Source organism: Paraburkholderia terrae (assembly GCF_002902925.1).
GTDB lineage: Bacteria > Pseudomonadota > Gammaproteobacteria > Burkholderiales > Burkholderiaceae > Paraburkholderia > Paraburkholderia terrae.
This window is the reverse complement of record NZ_CP026112.1, coordinates 204,584-221,014: the sequence shown is the minus strand read 5'-3', so window position 1 is coordinate 221,014 and position 16,431 is coordinate 204,584. Positions and strand designations below refer to the sequence as shown.

The following is a 16,431-nucleotide window of genomic DNA, read 5'->3' as shown; positions in this document are numbered from 1 at the left end:
ATACGGAGCGAGTATGAATCTGGTTCTGCGCAATGCGCTAGCGGCAGTAGCCGTCGTTTCGGCACTGACGCTTACGATGACGACAACAAGCACTGCATTGGCGGCCACGCCGAAAGACATGCTGGTGATCGCCACCACGCTCGACGAGTTCTCGACGCTCGATCCGGGCGAAGTGTACGAGCTGGTGCCCGAGGAATATGTCGCGAACACGTACGACCGCCTCGTGCGCGTTGATCTGAAAGACCCGTCGAAATTCAACGGCGACGTCGCACAATCGTGGTCGGTCAGCCCGGACGGATTGACGTTCACGTTCAAGATTCGGCCAGACCTCAAGTTCCATTCGGGCAATCCGCTCACGGCCGACGACGTCGCATGGTCGATCCAGCGCTGCGTGCTGCTCGACAAGGGCGCGGCCGCGGTGCTGCAAGGCATTGGCCTGACGAAGGACAACGCGCTGCAAAACGTCAAGAAGATCGACGACTCGACCGTCAGCATCACGACCGACCAGAAATACGCGCCCACGTTCGTGCTCAACGTGCTGGGCGCGTGGCCTGCATCCGTGCTCGACAAGAAGCTGCTGCTGTCGCACCAGAAGGGCAATGATTTCGGCAACGAATGGCTGCGCACGAACGAGGCAGGCTCCGGCGCGTACAAGCTCGTCAAATGGACGGCAAACGACAGCATCATCCTGCAGAAGTACGACGGCTACCGTATGCCGCTGGCAATGAAACGCATCGTGATGCGTCACGTGCCGGAGGCATCGAGCCAGCGCCTGCTGCTCGAAAACGGCGACGCGGACGTCGCGCGCAATCTCAGCCCCGACGATCTCGCCACGCTCACCAAGGGCAACAAGGTGACCGTGACGTCGGTGCCGCAGGCCACGCTGCTCTATCTCGGCCTCAATGTGAAGAACCCGAATCTCGCGAAGCCCGAAGTGCAGGAAGCCATGAAATGGCTGATCGATTACGACGGCATCCAGAAGAACGTGACGAAGAACACCTTCAAGGTTCATCAAACGTTCCTGCCGGAAGGCTTTCTCGGTGCGCTGAACAGCAATCCGTATCATCAGGATGTGGCCAAAGCGAAGGCGCTGCTTGCGAAAGCGGGTTTGCCGAATGGCTTTAACGTGACGATGGACGTGCGCAGCGCGTATCCGTACAACGAAATCGCGCAGGCCGTGCAGGCCAATCTCGCACAAGGCGGCATCAAGGTCGAGATCATTCCGGGCGACAACAAGCAGACGCTCGCAAAGTACCGCGCGCGCCAGCACGATATTTATATCGGCGAATGGTCGGCGGATTACATCGACCCGCACAGCAATGCGCAGGGCTATGCGTGGAACCCCGACAACTCCGACAAGTCTTCGTACAAGATGCTTGCATGGCGTAATTCGTGGGACATTCCCGATCTGACGAAAGAGACCAACGCGGCACTTGCCGAATCGTCGACGGCCAAACGCGCGCAGCTCTATCAAACGATGCAGAAGGAAACGCTCGCGAAGTCACCGTTCGTCATCATGTTCCAGCAGGTGTCGCAAGTGGCGATGCGTCCGGGCGTGACGGGCCTCGAAGTCGGCCCGATCAACGATCTCGTGTCGTATCAACACGTGAAGAAGCAATAGGCACGCGGCAGATATGTCGACACCGCTCACTCCCATCGACCAGATCCGCGCTGCGTCCGCGCGCAGCGCGGGCTTGCGCTGGACGTTGCGCGTGCTGCGCTGGGTGCTCACGCTCGCCATCACGTTCACGGGCCTACTGGCCGTGACCTTCGTGATCGGCCGCAAGGTGCCGATCGACCCCGTGCTCGCGATACTCGGCGACCGCGCGTCGGCGAGTGCCTACGCGGCCGCGCGCATCCAGCTCGGTCTCGACAAGCCGCTGGCCGAGCAGTTCTTTATCTATGTGAGCGCGGTGCTGCACGGCGATCTCGGCGTATCGCTGCTGACTGCGAACCCGGTGATCGACGACATCAAGCGCGTGTTCCCCGCGACACTCGAACTCGCGACACTGTCGACGATCATCGGCGTGCTGGTCGGCGTGCCACTCGGAGTGATTGCGGCCGTCCGGCACAACCGCTGGATCGACCACGTGGCGCGTTTCATAGGCTTGATCGGCAGTTCGGTGCCGGTGTTCTGGCTCGGCTTGATGGGACTGCTGCTGTTCTATGCGAAGCTGCATTGGGTGTCTGGACCGGGCAGGCTCGACCCGGTGTTCGACGGCATGGTGGATACGCGCACTGGCAGCCTGCTGATCGATTCGCTGATAGCGGGCGAATGGGATGTGTTCTTCAATGCGCTGTCGCATATCGCATTGCCTGCCGCGATACTTGGCTACTACTCGGTCGCGTATCTGAGCCGGATGACGCGCTCGTTCATGCTCGACCAGTTGAATCAGGAGTACATCACCACGGCACGCGCCAAAGGTCTGTCCGAGCGGCGCGTGATCTGGGTGCATGCGTTCGGCAATATCGCGGTGCCGCTGCTCACGGTGATCGCGCTCTCGTACAGCTTTCTGCTCGAAGGCTCGGTGTTGACGGAGATCGTCTTTGCGTGGCCGGGCATTGGCTCATATCTGACGGGCGCCTTGCTCAACGCCGACATGAATGCCGTGCTTGGCAGCACGCTCGTGATCGGCATCACCTTCATCGCGTTGAATCTACTGACCGACGCGCTCTATCGCGTGTTCGATCCGCGCGCCCGCTGATGCAACGGAGACTTTCGACGTGCGACCTCCTGTTGACCGTTCACCATCGGACTGGCCGATGAACGCGCCCCGTCCGACCTGGAAGGAATGGCTGCTGACGGACACGCCCGCATCGCGCCGGCAAGCCACGCTCGGTCTCGCATACCGACGCTGGCGGCGCTTCAGGGGCAATCCGTTGTCGGTGTTCGGCTTCTCGATCCTCGTGCTGCTCGTGATCGTCGCGATCATCGGGCCGTGGATCGCGCCGCACGATCCGTTAATACAGGTGCTGTCCGACCGGCTGTTGCCGCCCGGCTCGGCGTCTCACTGGCTCGGCACCGATCAGCTCGGCCGCGATATTCTCTCGCGCATCATTTACGGGTCGCGGCTCACGCTCTCTATCGCGATACTCGTCGTGGTGGTCGTCGTGCCCATCGGTCTCCTGATTGGCACGGCGGCGGGCTTCTTCGGCGGCTGGGTGGATAACGTGCTGATGCGCGTGACCGACATCGCGCTCGCGTTCCCGAAGATCGTGCTCGCGCTCGCCTTCGCGGCTGCCTTGGGGCCGGGTGTGTTCAATGCCGTGATCGCCATTTCGATTACCGCATGGCCCGCGTACGCGCGACTCGCGCGAGCCGAAACCTTGCGGCTCGTGCAGACCGACTTCATTCACGTCGCGCGGCTGCAAGGCGCGTCTAACCTGCGCATTCTGCTGCGCTATATCGTGCCACTTTGTTCGTCGTCGGTGATCGTGCGCGCGACGCTCGATATGGCGGGCATCATTCTGACCGTCGCAGGACTTGGCTTTCTCGGACTCGGCGCGCAGCCGCCGAGTCCCGAATGGGGTTTCATGGTCGCATCAGGCCGCAACGTGCTGCTCGATTCGTGGTGGGTCGCCACCCTTCCGGGCTTCGCGATTCTGCTCGTGAGCCTCGCGTTCAATCTGCTCGGCGACGGATTGCGCGACGTTTTCGATCCGCGTCATGGAGACTGACATGAGCACGCACGACACGACGCCCGCATTGTGCGAAATCGACGATCTGCGCATCGCGTTCCGCACGCACGACGGCACGATGAACGAAGCGGTGCGTGGTCTTTCGCTGACGCTGAACAAGGGCGAGCGGCTTGGCATCGTCGGCGAGTCGGGATCGGGCAAGTCATTGACGGGTCGCGCGCTGCTGGGATTGTTGCCGCCCGCCGCGCATTGCACGGCGAAGACGATGCGCTTCGACGGAAACGATCTGCTCGACATGCGCGCCGACAAGCGCCGGAAGTTGTGCGGCCAGCAGATGGGCATGATCCTGCAAGACCCGAAATACTCGCTGAACCCGGTGATGACCGTCGCGCAGCAGATGCGCGAAGCGTTCGCGCTGCACGAGCCAAAGCTGGGACGGCGCGCGATGCGCGAGAAGATCATTGCCGCGCTCGAGGCCGTGCATATCCGCAACCCGGAGCGCGTGGTGGATTCGTATCCACATGAGCTCTCGGGTGGCATGGGGCAGCGCGTGATGATCGCGATGATGGTATCGACGGGGCCACGCCTGTTGATCGCCGACGAACCGACCAGCGCGCTCGACGTGCTGGTATCGATGCAGGTACTCGCCGTGCTCGACGAGATGATCGCGAAACATGATACTGGCCTCATCTTCATCAGCCACGATCTGCCGCTCGTGATGTCGTTCTGCGACCGCGTCGTGGTGATGTATGCGGGGCGCGTCGTCGAAACCTGCGCGGCGCGCGATCTCGTTCATGCACAGCATCCGTATACGCGCGGCTTGTTGGCGGCGAATCCGCCGCTTGCCAATCCGCCTGCCGAGTTGCCCGTTCTCTCGCGCGATCCTGCATGGCTCAACGATGTGCAAGGAGCATCCGCATGATCGAGGTCGATGCAGTGACCGTTCGCTTCAAGACGGCCGCAGGCGCTGTCGACGCGGTGCGCAATGTGAGCTTTCATGTCGCGCAGGGCGAAGTGTTTGGTCTTGTCGGAGAATCGGGTTCCGGGAAGTCGACGATCTTGCGAGCGTTGAGTGGGCTTACGCCAATTGCGCTAGGCACGATGCGCATCGCGCAGCACGAGCAAGCGGCGCAAAAGCGCGATGTGCAAATGGTGTTTCAGGACCCGTATGGCTCGCTGCATCCGCGCTTCACCGTCGATCAGACTCTGCGCGAACCGTTGCGTATCAATGGAATCGATCGGCATGAAGAACGCATCGTCAATGGGCTGCGCGAAGTGGGGCTGAATGCGTCGTTTCGGTTTCGCTATCCGCATCAGTTGTCGGGTGGGCAAAGGCAACGGGTTGCGATTGCGCGTGCGCTGATCGTGGAGCCGCGTGTGCTCTTGCTCGACGAGCCGACCTCGGCGCTTGATGTTTCCGTGCAGGCTGAAATATTGAATCTGCTCAAGCGCCTGCATCAAGAGCGTAATCTGACGATGATTCTTGTTAGTCACAATCTCGCCGTGGTCGGTTTCTTGTGTTCGCGTGTCGCGATTATGCGTAATGGCGAGATTGTCGAGGAACTCGATATCGGGTGCGTTCGCGCGCAGCAGGTTGAGAGTGAGTATTCGCGCAGTCTGCTGCTTGCTACGGGGGGTTATCGGCGGAAGGTTGTGGAGGTGATCGGGGTCGATGCTTCGCTGTGAGTGAGTGTTCCGGGTTGTGGTGGTGTTTGGGTTTTTGTTCTTTCGCTGGCATCCGCGGTTTGCCTTCGTGCCTCATGCGTTGCCGTTCGGTGTTTTGGCCTTTGCGCTGGCATCCGCGATTTGCCTTCGTGCCTCATGCGTTGCCGTTCGGTGTTTTGGCCTTTGCGCTGGCATCCGCGTTTTGCCTTCATGCTTCATGCGTCGCCGTTCGGTGGTTTGGCCTTTGCGCTGGCATCCGCGTTTTGCTTTCGTGCTTCATGCGTCGCCGTTCGGTGTTTTGGCCTTTGCGCTGGCATCCGCGTTTTGCCTTCGTGCTTCATGCGTCGCCCCTGTGCGGGGCGGCACCTACTTTTCTTTGCCGCCGCAAAGAAAAGTAGGCAAAAGAAAGCGGCTAACACCGCCAATTCTTGTTCTTGCCTGAGGGCCCCCACAGGTTCTTACGCTTCACACGGCAGCATTTCTGTTCGCGTTCGTTGCCAACGCTTCGAATGAGCGCCTCACCCACTTCAAACACCCGAACAAGGGCAAGCGGCAGCGAATGGTATCTGCCGCCCAGGTGGCAAACTGTGTGTAGGTTGTCGCGACGTACACGTTAGCGCTCTTACATGGTGGGACACGTGCGCAATCGGTCCGAAGTGAGGCGTGTGAGGTGCTACGGCCTACACACAGTTTGCCACCTGGGCGGCGTAGGAATATCTGGTACGGCGTGTTGCGACGCGGACGCATGAAGCGGGTGAGGCGTCAATTCAGAGCGTTGGCAACGAACATGGGTCACGTGATTGCCGTGTGAAGCGTAAGACCGGTTGAGGGCCCTCAGGCAGGAACAAGAATTAGCGGTGTTAGCCGCTTTCTTTTGCCTACTTTTCTTTGCGGCGGCAAAGAAAAGTAGGTGCCGCCCCGCACAGGGGCGACGCGTGAAGCACGTTAACAAATCGCGGATGCCAGCGAAAACCCGAAAAAACCAAACCGACCGCGCCAAAAAGGCATAACGCGAATGCCACCGCAAACAAAAAACCACAACGACAAACCGCTTCACTCCACGGCTGGCGTCAATTCGGCCGCTTCGATTCCCGACGCCCGCACACGCCCTGCCACTGCGAAGACACCCAAGGCAGCGATCATCGCAGGAACCGCAAGCAGACTGAACACCGATCCAAACTGCCACCCCAGCCCCATCAACGCAGCACCAACGAGCGCACCCGCCACGCCACCGATACGCCCCACACCAAGCATCCACGCGACGCCCGTAGCACGCCCTTGAGTCGGATAAAAGCTCGCAGCGAGCGCCGACATCGACGTCACAGCGGACGTCACGACCGTACCCGTCAGAAAGATCAGCGTGCCGAGCCAAACCTGGTGCCCAAGGCCGCGCCCGACGAGCATGACCAGCACCGCAGCCATGACATACGTACACGCAATCACGCGATTCGCCCTGAACCGATCCATCAACCAGCCGACACTCAGATTACCGAGCACACCACCAAGCGGAAACAGCGAAGTCATCAACGCTGCATTTTGCCCCGAGAACCCAGTATCCTTGAAAAGCGTGGGCAGCCAGTTAGTCAGCAGGTAATAGATCAAAAGCCCCATGAAATACGCGAGCCACAGCATCAGCGTGCCAAAACGGAAACGCGACGAGAGCACCACGCGCAATGCAGACCCACGATGCTCCGCGACCTGCTCACCCGTTACGAACCGGCATTCGCCGAGACGGACATCCATTGCGATACGCGAAAGAACCTTTGCGATACGCGCGTCGCCGCGCTTCCTCGTCACCATGAATTGCGCGGATTCAGGCAGCAGCAGAATGAGCACAAGTGTCAACACGATCGGCCCAACACCGCCTGCAACCAGCACGCTATGCCAGCCGAAATGCGGAATGAGCCATGCGGACGCGATACCGCCAATCGCAAGTCCGCATGAAAAGCCGCAGAACATTGCATTTACGGCGACCGCGCGAATTCGGGCCGGCGCGTATTCGGACATCAACGTGACCGCATTGGGCATCGCGGCGCCGAGTCCGAGTCCCGTCATGAAGCGCAGCGCCGTCAACGATTCAATAGAATCCGCGCGTGCCGCAGCGAGGCTCCAAAGGCCAAAGAAAAACACCGACAAAACCAGCACCGTTTTGCGTCCAACGCGATCAGCAAGCGGCCCCGCACCCAATGCGCCAATACCCAGGCCGACGAGCGCAGCGCTCATCACGGGCCCTAACGCCGCGCGCGTGACGCCCCAGTCCTGCACCAGCGAAGGCGCGATAAAGCCGACTGCGGCCGTGTCGAAGCCATCGGCTGCAACGACCAGAAAACAGAGGACAAGTATCGTCCATTGAAAAGGCGAAAAGCGTTGGCTGTCGATGAAGTTCTGCACATCGACCGTGTGTTTGGGCTGCTGCATTGCGTGTCTCCTTGAATGCGTCTGATGCTTCTCGCGCATATATGTGATGTCGCTGCCTGTTCTTTTTCTTCTAGCGCAACGCGGTAAGGCTTCTGAATTCGACGCGCCGGATAATCCTGCTTTCCTGCGCGACGATCAGATGCGCCGATGCCTGCAAATAAGCGGGCCATTCCGGGTCCGCGTCGCGTGCGGTGCGGCGCTGGTCGTAATCGCCGATGCTCTCGTAGCCCCACAGATGCACGACCTGGTTGAGCGCGCCGATATCGCTCATATAGAAACCGACCGGCGCGCCGAGGTACTTCAATTGAATAGGCATCGCGAGACGATCGAATACTTCGATGAATTCCGCCATGCCGCGCGGCCGGATCGTATAGATGCGATGGTCGATAAAAGGTTTGCCGCTACTCATGGTTCTGTCCTCTATACCGTTTCGGATTGGCGCTTCTTTTGCGCGTTCGTCGCGTTATCCGCAATACCCGCAAGGCGTCGTCCCGTGATGTAGCCGAAGGTCATGATCGGGCCGAGCGTGATGCCCGCGCCTGGATAATTGCCGCCCATCACGCTCGCGCGGTCGTTGCCAACTGCGTACAGCCCGTCGATGACGGCACCGCGTGCATCCAGTACTTCTCCCGTGACAGCCGTGGTGATGCCGTCGAAGGTTCCCAGGTCGCCCATCACGACTTTGAGCGCGTAATAAGGGCCGTTGCCGATCGGCGCGACGCATGGATTGGGCTTGCACTCGGGATCGGCGAGATAGCGGTTGAATGATGTCGAACCGCGCCCAAATTCGGGGTCTTCGCCGCGCGCTGCGCTTTCGTTGTAAGTGCGTACGGTGGCTTCGAGCGCCTCGGCCTCGATACCCGCGCGTTGCGCAAGTTCAGCAAGCGTGCGCCCTTTGACGAGATAACCATTGCGCAGCAGCGGCCCCAATGGCACCGGCGCTGGCTTTGCGTATCCAAGCCCATACTTGCGAATCGTCGCGTGATCGCAGATCAGCCACATCGCCGTATCTTTCTCGCCGCGACATGCCTCGATCATCGCCGCGCCAACGTCGTGGTACGAGTTCGCTTCGTTCGTAAAACGCTTGCCCTTGCGCGTCACGCCGATAATCCCCGGCTTGTAGCGATCCAGAAGATGCGGAAACACACCGAACGTGCCGTCGCGCATCAGCACACGCGATACTGGCATCCACGCAGCGGGCTGCGGATAACGTATGGGTACCTGAGCGCCGACGCTTTCGGCCATGCGCGCGCCGTCGCCCGTGTTGCCTTTCGGCACGGGCGAACAATGCTCGCCGCCGCGCATCACATGCGGATACGCCTTGGCAATGCGCGCGACATCGTGCGAGAAGCCGCCGCATGCAAGCACGACACCACGCCGCGCGGTGATACGCATCTCGCCTTGCGGACCTTTGACGATCGCGCCTGTCACGCGCTTATCCGAGAGCGTGAGTTCTTGCGCAGCCGTATTCGTGTGGATCGGAATGCCAAGCGAAAGCGCTGTTTTCGCGAGCCGCGCCGCAAGCGCATTGCCGCTCGTGATCTGCACGCCGCGCCGGTAAAGCGCGAGATCCTTCAGGTGGCTCGCCAGGCGCTTCGTCACATAGGCGGCGGACTTCATAGAGCGCGTCGCGTTGAAGAAATGCTTGAGGTCGGCATTCGACGAATTGAACATCATGCCGATGAACGTGATCGTCTTTAGCGGCGGACGCAGACGCACAATGTCGTCGCCAAGTCCTCGCGCGTCAAACGGTGCGGCGACCACTGAGCGGCCAATATCGACGCCGCCTTGCGCATCCGGGTGATAGTCGGGATAAAGCGTCGGTACGAACTTGACTTCCGTTTCGCGCTCGAAGAAATCGAGCATTTGCGGGCCGGTGTCGAGGAATGCATCCACGGCCGCTTCGTCGTAGAACGCGCCTGTTTCGTTGCGCATATACGTCTTCGCAGCCTCGCGCGTATCGTTGACGCCGTTCGCGCGCGCGTGCCGGTTGCCCGGTATCCACAGCACGCCGCCCGAGAACGCCGTCGTGCCGCCGAAATACGCTTCCTTTTCGATCACGACGACATCGAGCCCGTGCTTGCGCGCCGTGATCGCCGTCGATAATCCGCCTGCGCCCGAACCGATGACGAGTACATCGCACGTCAACGGCGCGGGTGAATGGGTGTTGGAATTCATGATGACTGTCTCCTGCCGAATGTCTTTTGGTCTCTAGCGCGCCGGATTGGTCTTTGCGTCATAACCGGGTCGCGGCACCAGATCCATCAGCATGCATTCCAGTCCGCCGTCGACGACGAGTTCCGTACCGTTCACATAGCCCGCGCGTGGGCTCGCAAGAAAGGCGACCACTTCCGCGATATCGACCGGCTCGCCGATGCGTCGGTTCGCCGTCATCGCGCTGCGGCGCTGTTCGACATCGCCTTGTGCGTAGAAAGACGCCGACAACGGCGTACGGATCATCCCCGGGCAAACCGCGTTGCTGCGCACGCCACGCGGTCCCCACTCGGCCGCGATCTGCTTCGACAGCATCGCAACGGCTGCCTTGCCGGGGCTATAGGCACCGCTCCAGGTCTGCGGATGATGCGCGGCCACCGACGCAACGTGAACGATGCTGCCCGCGCCTTTGCGCAACATCGCGCGGCCGAACGCCTGCGAGCACAGCATGTAGCCGGTGAGATTGACTTGCAGCATCGCGTTCCATGCATCGAGCGCGATGTCTTCGATGCCACCCGGCCGCAACAGCCCCGCATTGTTGACGAGCACATCCGCAGTGCCGAGTTTTTCTTCGACGCTTGCCGCTGCCGCTTCAACGCTTTTCGCATCGCCGATATCGCACTCAAACGCAAACGCTTCGATGCCGTTCGCGCCGAGTGTCTGCGCGAGGTCTTCGCACTTGCCTGCTTCACGGTCCAGCAATGCGAGACGCGCGCCGCTTTCACCGAGCACTTTCGCAATTGCACTGCCGATACCGCCCGCTGCGCCCGTGACGACACAGACCTTGTCATTCAGAGCGAGCCATGCATCGCCATTTTGTTTAGTCATCCCAATCTCCATGTACTGTTCTTTATCGACGAACCCCGAAAAGGTCCGCTCGGTTCATGGAGAAAAGTATAGGGACGCGCCGCTCGCCGAGATTGGACAAAGAGCACGCATCGCAGGACAATCCGTACACGGCAGAGGAAAAAGCATGAGGAAAATCCCTAACTACGATTTGTACGGCGAATCCGCCCGGCCGCCGTGGTTCGATGCCTTCAATTTCGAGTGGATTGCCGAGCGCAGCCGGCCCAACGACTGGCATATCGCCGCGCATCGGCATGACGCGTTGCTGCAGGTTCTGTACATTCGCAGCGGCAGCGGGCATGTCGTGATCGAAAGCGAGAAACACGCGCTCGCGCCGCCGTGCATCGTCGTTTTGCCCGCGCAAACCGTACATGGTTTCGTGTTTTCGCCCGATATCGACGGGCTGGTGATTACGGCTGCGCAGCGCGCGCTGGAGTCGATTTCGAAGGCGGTGTCGCCGGGTCTGCTGCCCGTATTTCAGCGCGCAGCCGTGATTCCCGTGAAGGCGTCAGCGGGCAACGACACATTGATGCCGCTCTTCACGCTGCTCGAACAGGAATACCGCGGTAATGCACGCGGCCATATCGCTGCGGGCATGTCGTTGATGATTGCACTTTTCGTGCAAGTGTCGAGATTGGGCGATGCGGCGGCGATGCCCGCGACGAGCGCCGTGGCCGACCGTCGAAGCGGGCAGATCAAGCGCTTTCGCGAGCTGGTTGCCGCGCATTTCCGCGAGCATCGGACTGTCGAGTTCTACGCGGAAAGGCTCGGCATTACGACGGCGCAGCTAAGCCGCATTTGCCGCGACGAACTCGGCCATTCGCCGATGTCGCTCGTGAATGAACATCTGATACGCGAAGCACAGCGCGATCTCGTCTATTCGGGCCTGACGATCAAACAGATCGCGCACGCGCTCGGTTTCGAGGACGCGGCGTATTTCAGCCGCTATTTTCGCAAGCAGACGGGCGCGACGCCGAAAGAATTCCAGGCCGCCGCGCACACCGATCTGTCCTTGAACTGATTGCAGGCCGCTTATACGGGCACCGCGCCGACATAGTTCTCAGCCATCGAAATCGCCGCGCTGCGCGAGGTCGTCACGTGCTCGAGTTCCGCGACCTGCAATTGCTGTTCGAACGGCGACGCATCGTCGAGACGGTGCATCATGCGCGTCATCCAGTACGAGAAATGTTCTGCGCGCCAGATGCGCTTGAGCGCCGTTTCGCTATAGCTATTCAGCAAATCGTTGCGGTCTTCCTTGTAGAACGCGCGCAATGCGTCGGACAGAATGCGCACGTCGGAGACGGCCAGATTCAGGCCTTTGGCGCCCGTCGGAGGCACGATATGCGCGGCGTCGCCGGCAAGGAAAAGACGACCGTGCTGCATCGTCGTCGATACGAAGCTGCGCATGCCCACAATGTTCTTCTGGAAGATCTTGCCTTCTACAACCTTGTGGCCGTCGTCGGAGTCGACGCGCGCGTGCATCTCAGCCCAGATACGATCATCCGACCAGTTGTCGGCGGTATCTTTCGGATCGCATTGGAAGTACATACGCTGCACATTCGGCGAACGGGTGCTGACGAGTGCAAAGCCGCGCTCATGGCGCGCATAGATCAATTCATCCGATGAAGGCGGTGCTTCGACCAGAATGCCGAACCAGCCGAACGGATACACGCGCTGATAATCGCGGCGCAGTGCTTCGGGAATCGCATTGCGCGAAATGCCCTGAGAACCGTCGCAGCCAATGATGAAATCGCATTGCAGTTCGTGCGCCTCGCCTTGATGGCGATACCGGATAGTCGGCGTCGTACCGTCGATACCGTGCAGCGACACGTCCGACACTTCGAATTTCAGCGCGCCTTGCGCCGCCACTCGTGCCGCGACGAGATCCTTGATGACTTCGTGCTGCGCATACACCGTGATCGCTTTGCCCGTGAGATCGGTGAGATCGATGCGGCGGCGCTTGCCTTCGAATGCGAGCTCGAAACCATGATGCAGCGCGCCTTCTGCTTTCATGCGCTCGCCCACGCCTGTTTCGGTGAGCAAATCCATCGTGCCCTGTTCGAGCACGCCCGCGCGTATCGTCGATTCGATCTGCTCGCGGCTGCGCGATTCGAGCACGACAGAATCGATACCTTGCAGATGGAGAAGATGGGAAAGAAGCAGTCCAGCGGGACCGGCGCCGATGATGCCGACTTGAGTACGCATGTGTGTCTCCTAAATGCGTGGTGCGTGTCTTTGATGTGCGTCAAAGTGTGCCGTCGGCGCCTCTATCGAGCAACGCAATAGCGTGAATAAGCGTTATCTAAATTCGAGATAGTAGATGGATGCGGGTTTTCCCTGAGAAAGCAAACGCAGCTTTGGTGGAAGCGGATTGTTGGCTTATCTTTACTGAGCGGTCCCACAAGCAAACAAGGAGAAGCAACCATGAAGATCCGCAATGTCCTGACGCTGCTCGCCGTCATCGGTTGCGTCACGCTGACGTCGAACGCGTACGCGCAAGCCAGTGATTCGATGTCGATGGCCTCCACACCGGCGGCGCCTTCGAAGAAGGCGACACCTGCCGACAAGAAGCTCGGACGCGATGTGCGCAAGGCGTTGTCGAAGGCACCGGGCTTCAACGTATCGAACGTCTTCGTAAAAGCGCGTGGCGGCGCGGTAGTGCTTTCGGGCAGCGTCCCGGATGGATCGCAGATTCCGCAGGCAGCGGAAGTGGCCAAAGGCGTGCCCGGCGTCACGTCGGTCAGCAACAAGCTGACGCTGTACTCGCACGGAAACAACTAGACGGTTGCGACAGGCGAGACGGGGTAACGTCACGTTCGTTTGGCTTGCCCCGTCGCTTCGAGAATCGCCTGCCTGATGCGCGGATAGGTGCCGCAGCGGCAAATGATGCCGTGCATCGCGCAGTTTATTTCCTTCACGCTCGGCGTCGGATTGCGCTGTATGAGCGCGCTTGCGGCCATCAACTGCGCGCTCTGGCAATAGCCGCATTGCACGACATCGACATGCGTCCACGCTTCTTTCAGCGCACGCGCTTGCGTCCCTTGCAGACCTTCAATCGTCGTGACGTGGTTTGCGCCGATATCCGAGAGTTTTTCCTGACACGAGGTCTTCGCCTCTTTGCCGACGTGTACGGTACACGCGCCGCATACCCCGACACCGCAGCCGAACTTCGTCCCCGTCATTTTCAGTTCGCAGCGCAAGACCCAAAGCAGCGGTGTCGCTGGATCGGAGTACACATCCACTGTCTTGCCGTTGATGTTCAGCTTCAGCATGTTGCGCCCCCGGGATACAGCTTCATGTTCAGCGGCAACGCGTAGCTGCGCGTGCCCGTCAACGCGAACAACGCATTCGCGACGGCAGGCGCGACAGGCGGCACCGCAGACTCGCCGACGCCTTGCGGATGGTTTCTCGACGGCATGATCTCGACGGATATGTCGGGGCACTCGTCCATCCGCACCACGTCGAACTGGGTATACAGGCCCTCTACGACTGCGCCGTTAGCGAGCGTGATTTCTTCCTTGAACGCAGCGGAAAGCCCGAACACAATCGCGCCTTCCACCTGCTGACGGATCAGATTCGGATTCACCGGCAAGCCACAATCGATCGCGCAATACACGCGATTGACCTTCACAGTGTTGTCCGCTTCGAGCGACACATCCGCGACTTGCCCGACCACGCTGCCGAATGCCTCATGAAGCGCGACACCCCGTGCATGTTTGACGCCCTTGTCCGACCAGACGGCGGACGCTCGCCAACCCGACATGCTCGCCACTTTCTGCAACACGGCGAGATGACGCGGATGCCGCCTCAACAGGCTCGCGCGAAATGCAACGGGGTCCTTGTGCGCCAACACAGCCAGTTCGTCGATAAAGCTTTCGATAAAAAACGCCTGATGCGAATGCCCGACCGAGCGGAAAAAGCCGACGGGCATCGGCAATTCGATCACGCGTTGCCCGATCCACACGTTCGGCATTTCATAGGGTTGATCGAACGCGCCTTCAGAAATGGTCTTGTCCAGGTTGAGGCCGAGATCGGGAATGCGATAGTTGCGGGCCAGCCACTTCGCGACGACCGACTGGCTCACCGACGTGTTGTGCCACGCAACCAGCTGTCCCTGTGCATCGAGTCCCGCCCTGAAGCGCGACAGACACGCGGGACGGTAGAAGTCGTGTTGCATGTCCTCCTGGCGCGTCCAGAGCGTTTGCACAGGACGCCCGCCCGCTTCGCGCGCGATCGCGACCGACTGCGCGATGAAGTCGACTTCGAGCCTGCGTCCAAACGCGCCGCCCGGCATCTGCTGCTGCAAATCGACATCGTCCGTGCCGATGCCGAGCACCCGCGCGACATGCATGCGCGCGACAGCGGGCACCTGTGTCGCCGCCCATACCGTTGCCTTGCCGTCTTTCACCTGCGCCGTGCAATTGACGGGTTCCAGCGGCGCGTGCGCGAGATAAGGTGCGCGATACGTTGCCTTCCACGTATGCGCGGCATGGCTCAGCGCATCTTCGACATCGCCATGGCGATACCATGCGTGGCCTTCGCTTTCGTCGAGCGCCTGCACGAGGCGCCGGTCGACCTCTGCGTTGGTCAGCCCTTTGGTCGGCCCATCGTTCCAGTGGATCGTCAGCACGTCGAGCGCGTTCATCGCGATGAACAGGTTGTCCGCGATCACCGCGACGCCGCCCGTGCCGCCGTTGTAGGCATCGACGGCCAGGACCTTGCGCACGCCGGGCAATGCCGCAGCCGCCGCGCCGTCGAAATCCCGAACCGTGCCGCCGAGCGTCGGACACATCTTGATGCTTGCGTAGAGCAGGCCATCGGGCACGACGTCGATGCCAAAGATCGCGCTGCCGTCCATCTTCGAAGCGGCTTCGATGCGCGTAAGCGGCTTGCCGATCAGTTGGAACGTGGCGGGATCTTTCAGCGCGGGATTGCGCGGCAGCGGCTGGCGCGCGGCCTCCATCGCGAGTTGCCCGAACGACGCGCGATGTCCCGCGTCGTGTACCACGATGCCCTTTTCGATGCGGCAATCGGCGGCTTTCACGCTCCAGCGTTCGGCCGCCGCTGCGATCAACATGGTCCGCGCGCACGCGCCTGCTTCGCGCATCGGTTGCCAGAGATCGTTGATGGTCGACGAACCGCCTGTCATCACCGTGCCGAAATCGCGCGCGAGCTTGCGCGTGAGCCATACCGCGAGTTCCTTGACGACGCTGTCGTCGTCGGGACGAAACGGCAGATCGCCGATCACGCTTTCGACGTTGTTATAGATCTGGTCGAGCGGCGCATTGGCAACGCGAATGTCCGCCCAGTTCGCATCCAGTTCTTCCGCGACGAGCATCGCGAGCCCCGTATGCACGCCCTGCCCCATCTCCGTCCTGCACATGAGGACCGTGATGGTGTTGTCGGCGGCGATCTTCACGTAGCCATTGAGCGCCGCTTCGCCGGGACGCACCGGCAACGGTTCCGACGCGACGAGCCGCTGACGCGGCGGCAGCGCCGACCAACCGACCACCAGCGCGCCGGCCAGGCCCACGCCGCCCAGCAGGAAGGTTCGACGCTTCAGCATGGCATCTCTCAGAGGAATCCAGCATGGACACCAGTAAAACGCACCAGCCGCGGCTCAACTGAAATGGCGTGTTCGAATACCCG

14 protein-coding genes are annotated in these 16,431 nt (G+C 60.8%); 7 read left to right on the top strand and 7 right to left on the bottom strand.

The features are described 5' to 3' along the window. Window positions 1-13: 13 nt before the first annotated feature. The 5 genes from C2L65_RS17100 to C2L65_RS17080 are packed head-to-tail and all read left to right on the top strand — an operon-like array spanning window position 14 to window position 5,325. On the top strand, window positions 14-1,621 hold the full coding sequence (locus tag C2L65_RS17100) for an ABC transporter substrate-binding protein (protein WP_042316624.1): 1,608 nt from the start codon (window positions 14-16) through the stop codon (window positions 1,619-1,621). A 13-nt stretch (window positions 1,622-1,634) separates the two neighbouring features. After that, window positions 1,635-2,705, top strand: a complete 1,071-nt coding sequence (locus C2L65_RS17095; protein WP_042316627.1) for an ABC transporter permease — start codon at window positions 1,635-1,637, stop codon at window positions 2,703-2,705. Between the two features lie 58 nt (window positions 2,706-2,763). Then, entirely contained in the window at window positions 2,764-3,678 is a 915-nt protein-coding gene (gene nikC / locus C2L65_RS17090) for a nickel transporter permease (protein ID WP_042316630.1), read from the top strand. Between the two features lies 1 nt (window position 3,679). Beyond that, complete coding sequence (locus C2L65_RS17085) at window positions 3,680-4,561, top strand: ABC transporter ATP-binding protein (protein WP_042316633.1); 882 nt, start codon at window positions 3,680-3,682, stop codon at window positions 4,559-4,561. Then, window positions 4,558-5,325: an ABC transporter ATP-binding protein gene (locus C2L65_RS17080; protein ID WP_042316634.1), complete on the top strand. Its 768-nt coding sequence runs from the start codon at window positions 4,558-4,560 to the stop codon at window positions 5,323-5,325. Before C2L65_RS17085 ends, C2L65_RS17080 begins: the two co-directional genes overlap by 4 nt. A gap of 1,032 nt (window positions 5,326-6,357) precedes the next feature. On the opposite strand, the gene C2L65_RS17075 is transcribed toward C2L65_RS17080, so the two are convergent. From C2L65_RS17075 to C2L65_RS17060, 4 genes are all read right to left on the bottom strand, one after another. Continuing rightward, a complete protein-coding gene (locus tag C2L65_RS17075) occupies window positions 6,358-7,722 on the bottom strand; it encodes an MFS transporter (RefSeq protein WP_042304237.1) in 1,365 nt (454 codons plus the stop codon). 70 nt (window positions 7,723-7,792) lie between these two features. Further along, window positions 7,793-8,131: an NIPSNAP family protein gene (locus C2L65_RS17070; RefSeq protein ID WP_007586401.1), complete on the bottom strand. Its 339-nt coding sequence runs from the start codon at window positions 8,129-8,131 to the stop codon at window positions 7,793-7,795. An 11-nt stretch (window positions 8,132-8,142) separates the two neighbouring features. Further along, window positions 8,143-9,900, bottom strand: a complete 1,758-nt coding sequence (locus C2L65_RS17065; RefSeq protein ID WP_042304238.1) for an FAD-dependent oxidoreductase — start codon at window positions 9,898-9,900, stop codon at window positions 8,143-8,145. A 33-nt stretch (window positions 9,901-9,933) separates the two neighbouring features. Next, window positions 9,934-10,764, bottom strand: coding sequence for an SDR family NAD(P)-dependent oxidoreductase (locus tag C2L65_RS17060; RefSeq protein ID WP_042304308.1), 831 nt, complete (start codon window positions 10,762-10,764; stop codon window positions 9,934-9,936). A gap of 145 nt (window positions 10,765-10,909) precedes the next feature. Between C2L65_RS17060 and C2L65_RS17055 the strand changes: the two genes are divergently transcribed. Further along, window positions 10,910-11,803 (top strand): helix-turn-helix domain-containing protein, encoded by an 894-nt coding sequence (locus C2L65_RS17055; RefSeq protein ID WP_042304239.1) that lies wholly within the window; start codon window positions 10,910-10,912, stop codon window positions 11,801-11,803. A gap of 11 nt (window positions 11,804-11,814) precedes the next feature. On the opposite strand, the gene C2L65_RS17050 is transcribed toward C2L65_RS17055, so the two are convergent. Continuing rightward, the gene (locus C2L65_RS17050; RefSeq protein WP_042304240.1) at window positions 11,815-12,987 is read right to left on the bottom strand and encodes a 4-hydroxybenzoate 3-monooxygenase; all 1,173 of its coding nucleotides are present in this window, start codon (window positions 12,985-12,987) and stop codon (window positions 11,815-11,817) included. A 219-nt stretch (window positions 12,988-13,206) separates the two neighbouring features. On the opposite strand from C2L65_RS17050, the gene C2L65_RS17045 reads away from it, so the two are divergent. Then, window positions 13,207-13,563, top strand: a complete 357-nt coding sequence (locus C2L65_RS17045; protein ID WP_042304241.1) for a BON domain-containing protein — start codon at window positions 13,207-13,209, stop codon at window positions 13,561-13,563. A 29-nt stretch (window positions 13,564-13,592) separates the two neighbouring features. Here the strand turns inward: C2L65_RS17045 and C2L65_RS17040 are convergent, their stop codons facing one another. After that, window positions 13,593-14,054: a (2Fe-2S)-binding protein gene (locus tag C2L65_RS17040; RefSeq protein ID WP_042304242.1), complete on the bottom strand. Its 462-nt coding sequence runs from the start codon at window positions 14,052-14,054 to the stop codon at window positions 13,593-13,595. After that, window positions 14,048-16,348, bottom strand: coding sequence for a xanthine dehydrogenase family protein molybdopterin-binding subunit (locus C2L65_RS17035; RefSeq protein ID WP_042304243.1), 2,301 nt, complete (start codon window positions 16,346-16,348; stop codon window positions 14,048-14,050). Before C2L65_RS17035 ends, C2L65_RS17040 begins: the two co-directional genes overlap by 7 nt. Between the last annotated feature and the right edge of the window lie 83 nt (window positions 16,349-16,431).

What these genes read in the sequence shown, in the direction of transcription:
- C2L65_RS17100 (WP_042316624.1), top strand. Translation starts at nt 14, where the DNA reads ATGAATCTGGTTCTGCGCAATGCGCTAGCGGCAGTAGCCGTCGTTTCG.
- C2L65_RS17095 (WP_042316627.1), top strand. Translation starts at nt 1,635, where the DNA reads ATGTCGACACCGCTCACTCCCATCGACCAGATCCGCGCTGCGTCCGCG.
- nikC (WP_042316630.1), top strand. Translation starts at nt 2,764, where the DNA reads ATGAACGCGCCCCGTCCGACCTGGAAGGAATGGCTGCTGACGGACACG.
- C2L65_RS17085 (WP_042316633.1), top strand. Translation starts at nt 3,680, where the DNA reads ATGAGCACGCACGACACGACGCCCGCATTGTGCGAAATCGACGATCTG.
- C2L65_RS17080 (WP_042316634.1), top strand. Translation starts at nt 4,558, where the DNA reads ATGATCGAGGTCGATGCAGTGACCGTTCGCTTCAAGACGGCCGCAGGC.
- C2L65_RS17075 (WP_042304237.1), bottom strand. Translation starts at nt 7,722, where the DNA reads ATGCAGCAGCCCAAACACACGGTCGATGTGCAGAACTTCATCGACAGC.
- C2L65_RS17070 (WP_007586401.1), bottom strand. Translation starts at nt 8,131, where the DNA reads ATGAGTAGCGGCAAACCTTTTATCGACCATCGCATCTATACGATCCGG.
- C2L65_RS17065 (WP_042304238.1), bottom strand. Translation starts at nt 9,900, where the DNA reads ATGAATTCCAACACCCATTCACCCGCGCCGTTGACGTGCGATGTACTC.
- C2L65_RS17060 (WP_042304308.1), bottom strand. Translation starts at nt 10,764, where the DNA reads ATGACTAAACAAAATGGCGATGCATGGCTCGCTCTGAATGACAAGGTC.
- C2L65_RS17055 (WP_042304239.1), top strand. Translation starts at nt 10,910, where the DNA reads ATGAGGAAAATCCCTAACTACGATTTGTACGGCGAATCCGCCCGGCCG.
- C2L65_RS17050 (WP_042304240.1), bottom strand. Translation starts at nt 12,987, where the DNA reads ATGCGTACTCAAGTCGGCATCATCGGCGCCGGTCCCGCTGGACTGCTT.
- C2L65_RS17045 (WP_042304241.1), top strand. Translation starts at nt 13,207, where the DNA reads ATGAAGATCCGCAATGTCCTGACGCTGCTCGCCGTCATCGGTTGCGTC.
- C2L65_RS17040 (WP_042304242.1), bottom strand. Translation starts at nt 14,054, where the DNA reads ATGCTGAAGCTGAACATCAACGGCAAGACAGTGGATGTGTACTCCGAT.
- C2L65_RS17035 (WP_042304243.1), bottom strand. Translation starts at nt 16,348, where the DNA reads ATGCTGAAGCGTCGAACCTTCCTGCTGGGCGGCGTGGGCCTGGCCGGC.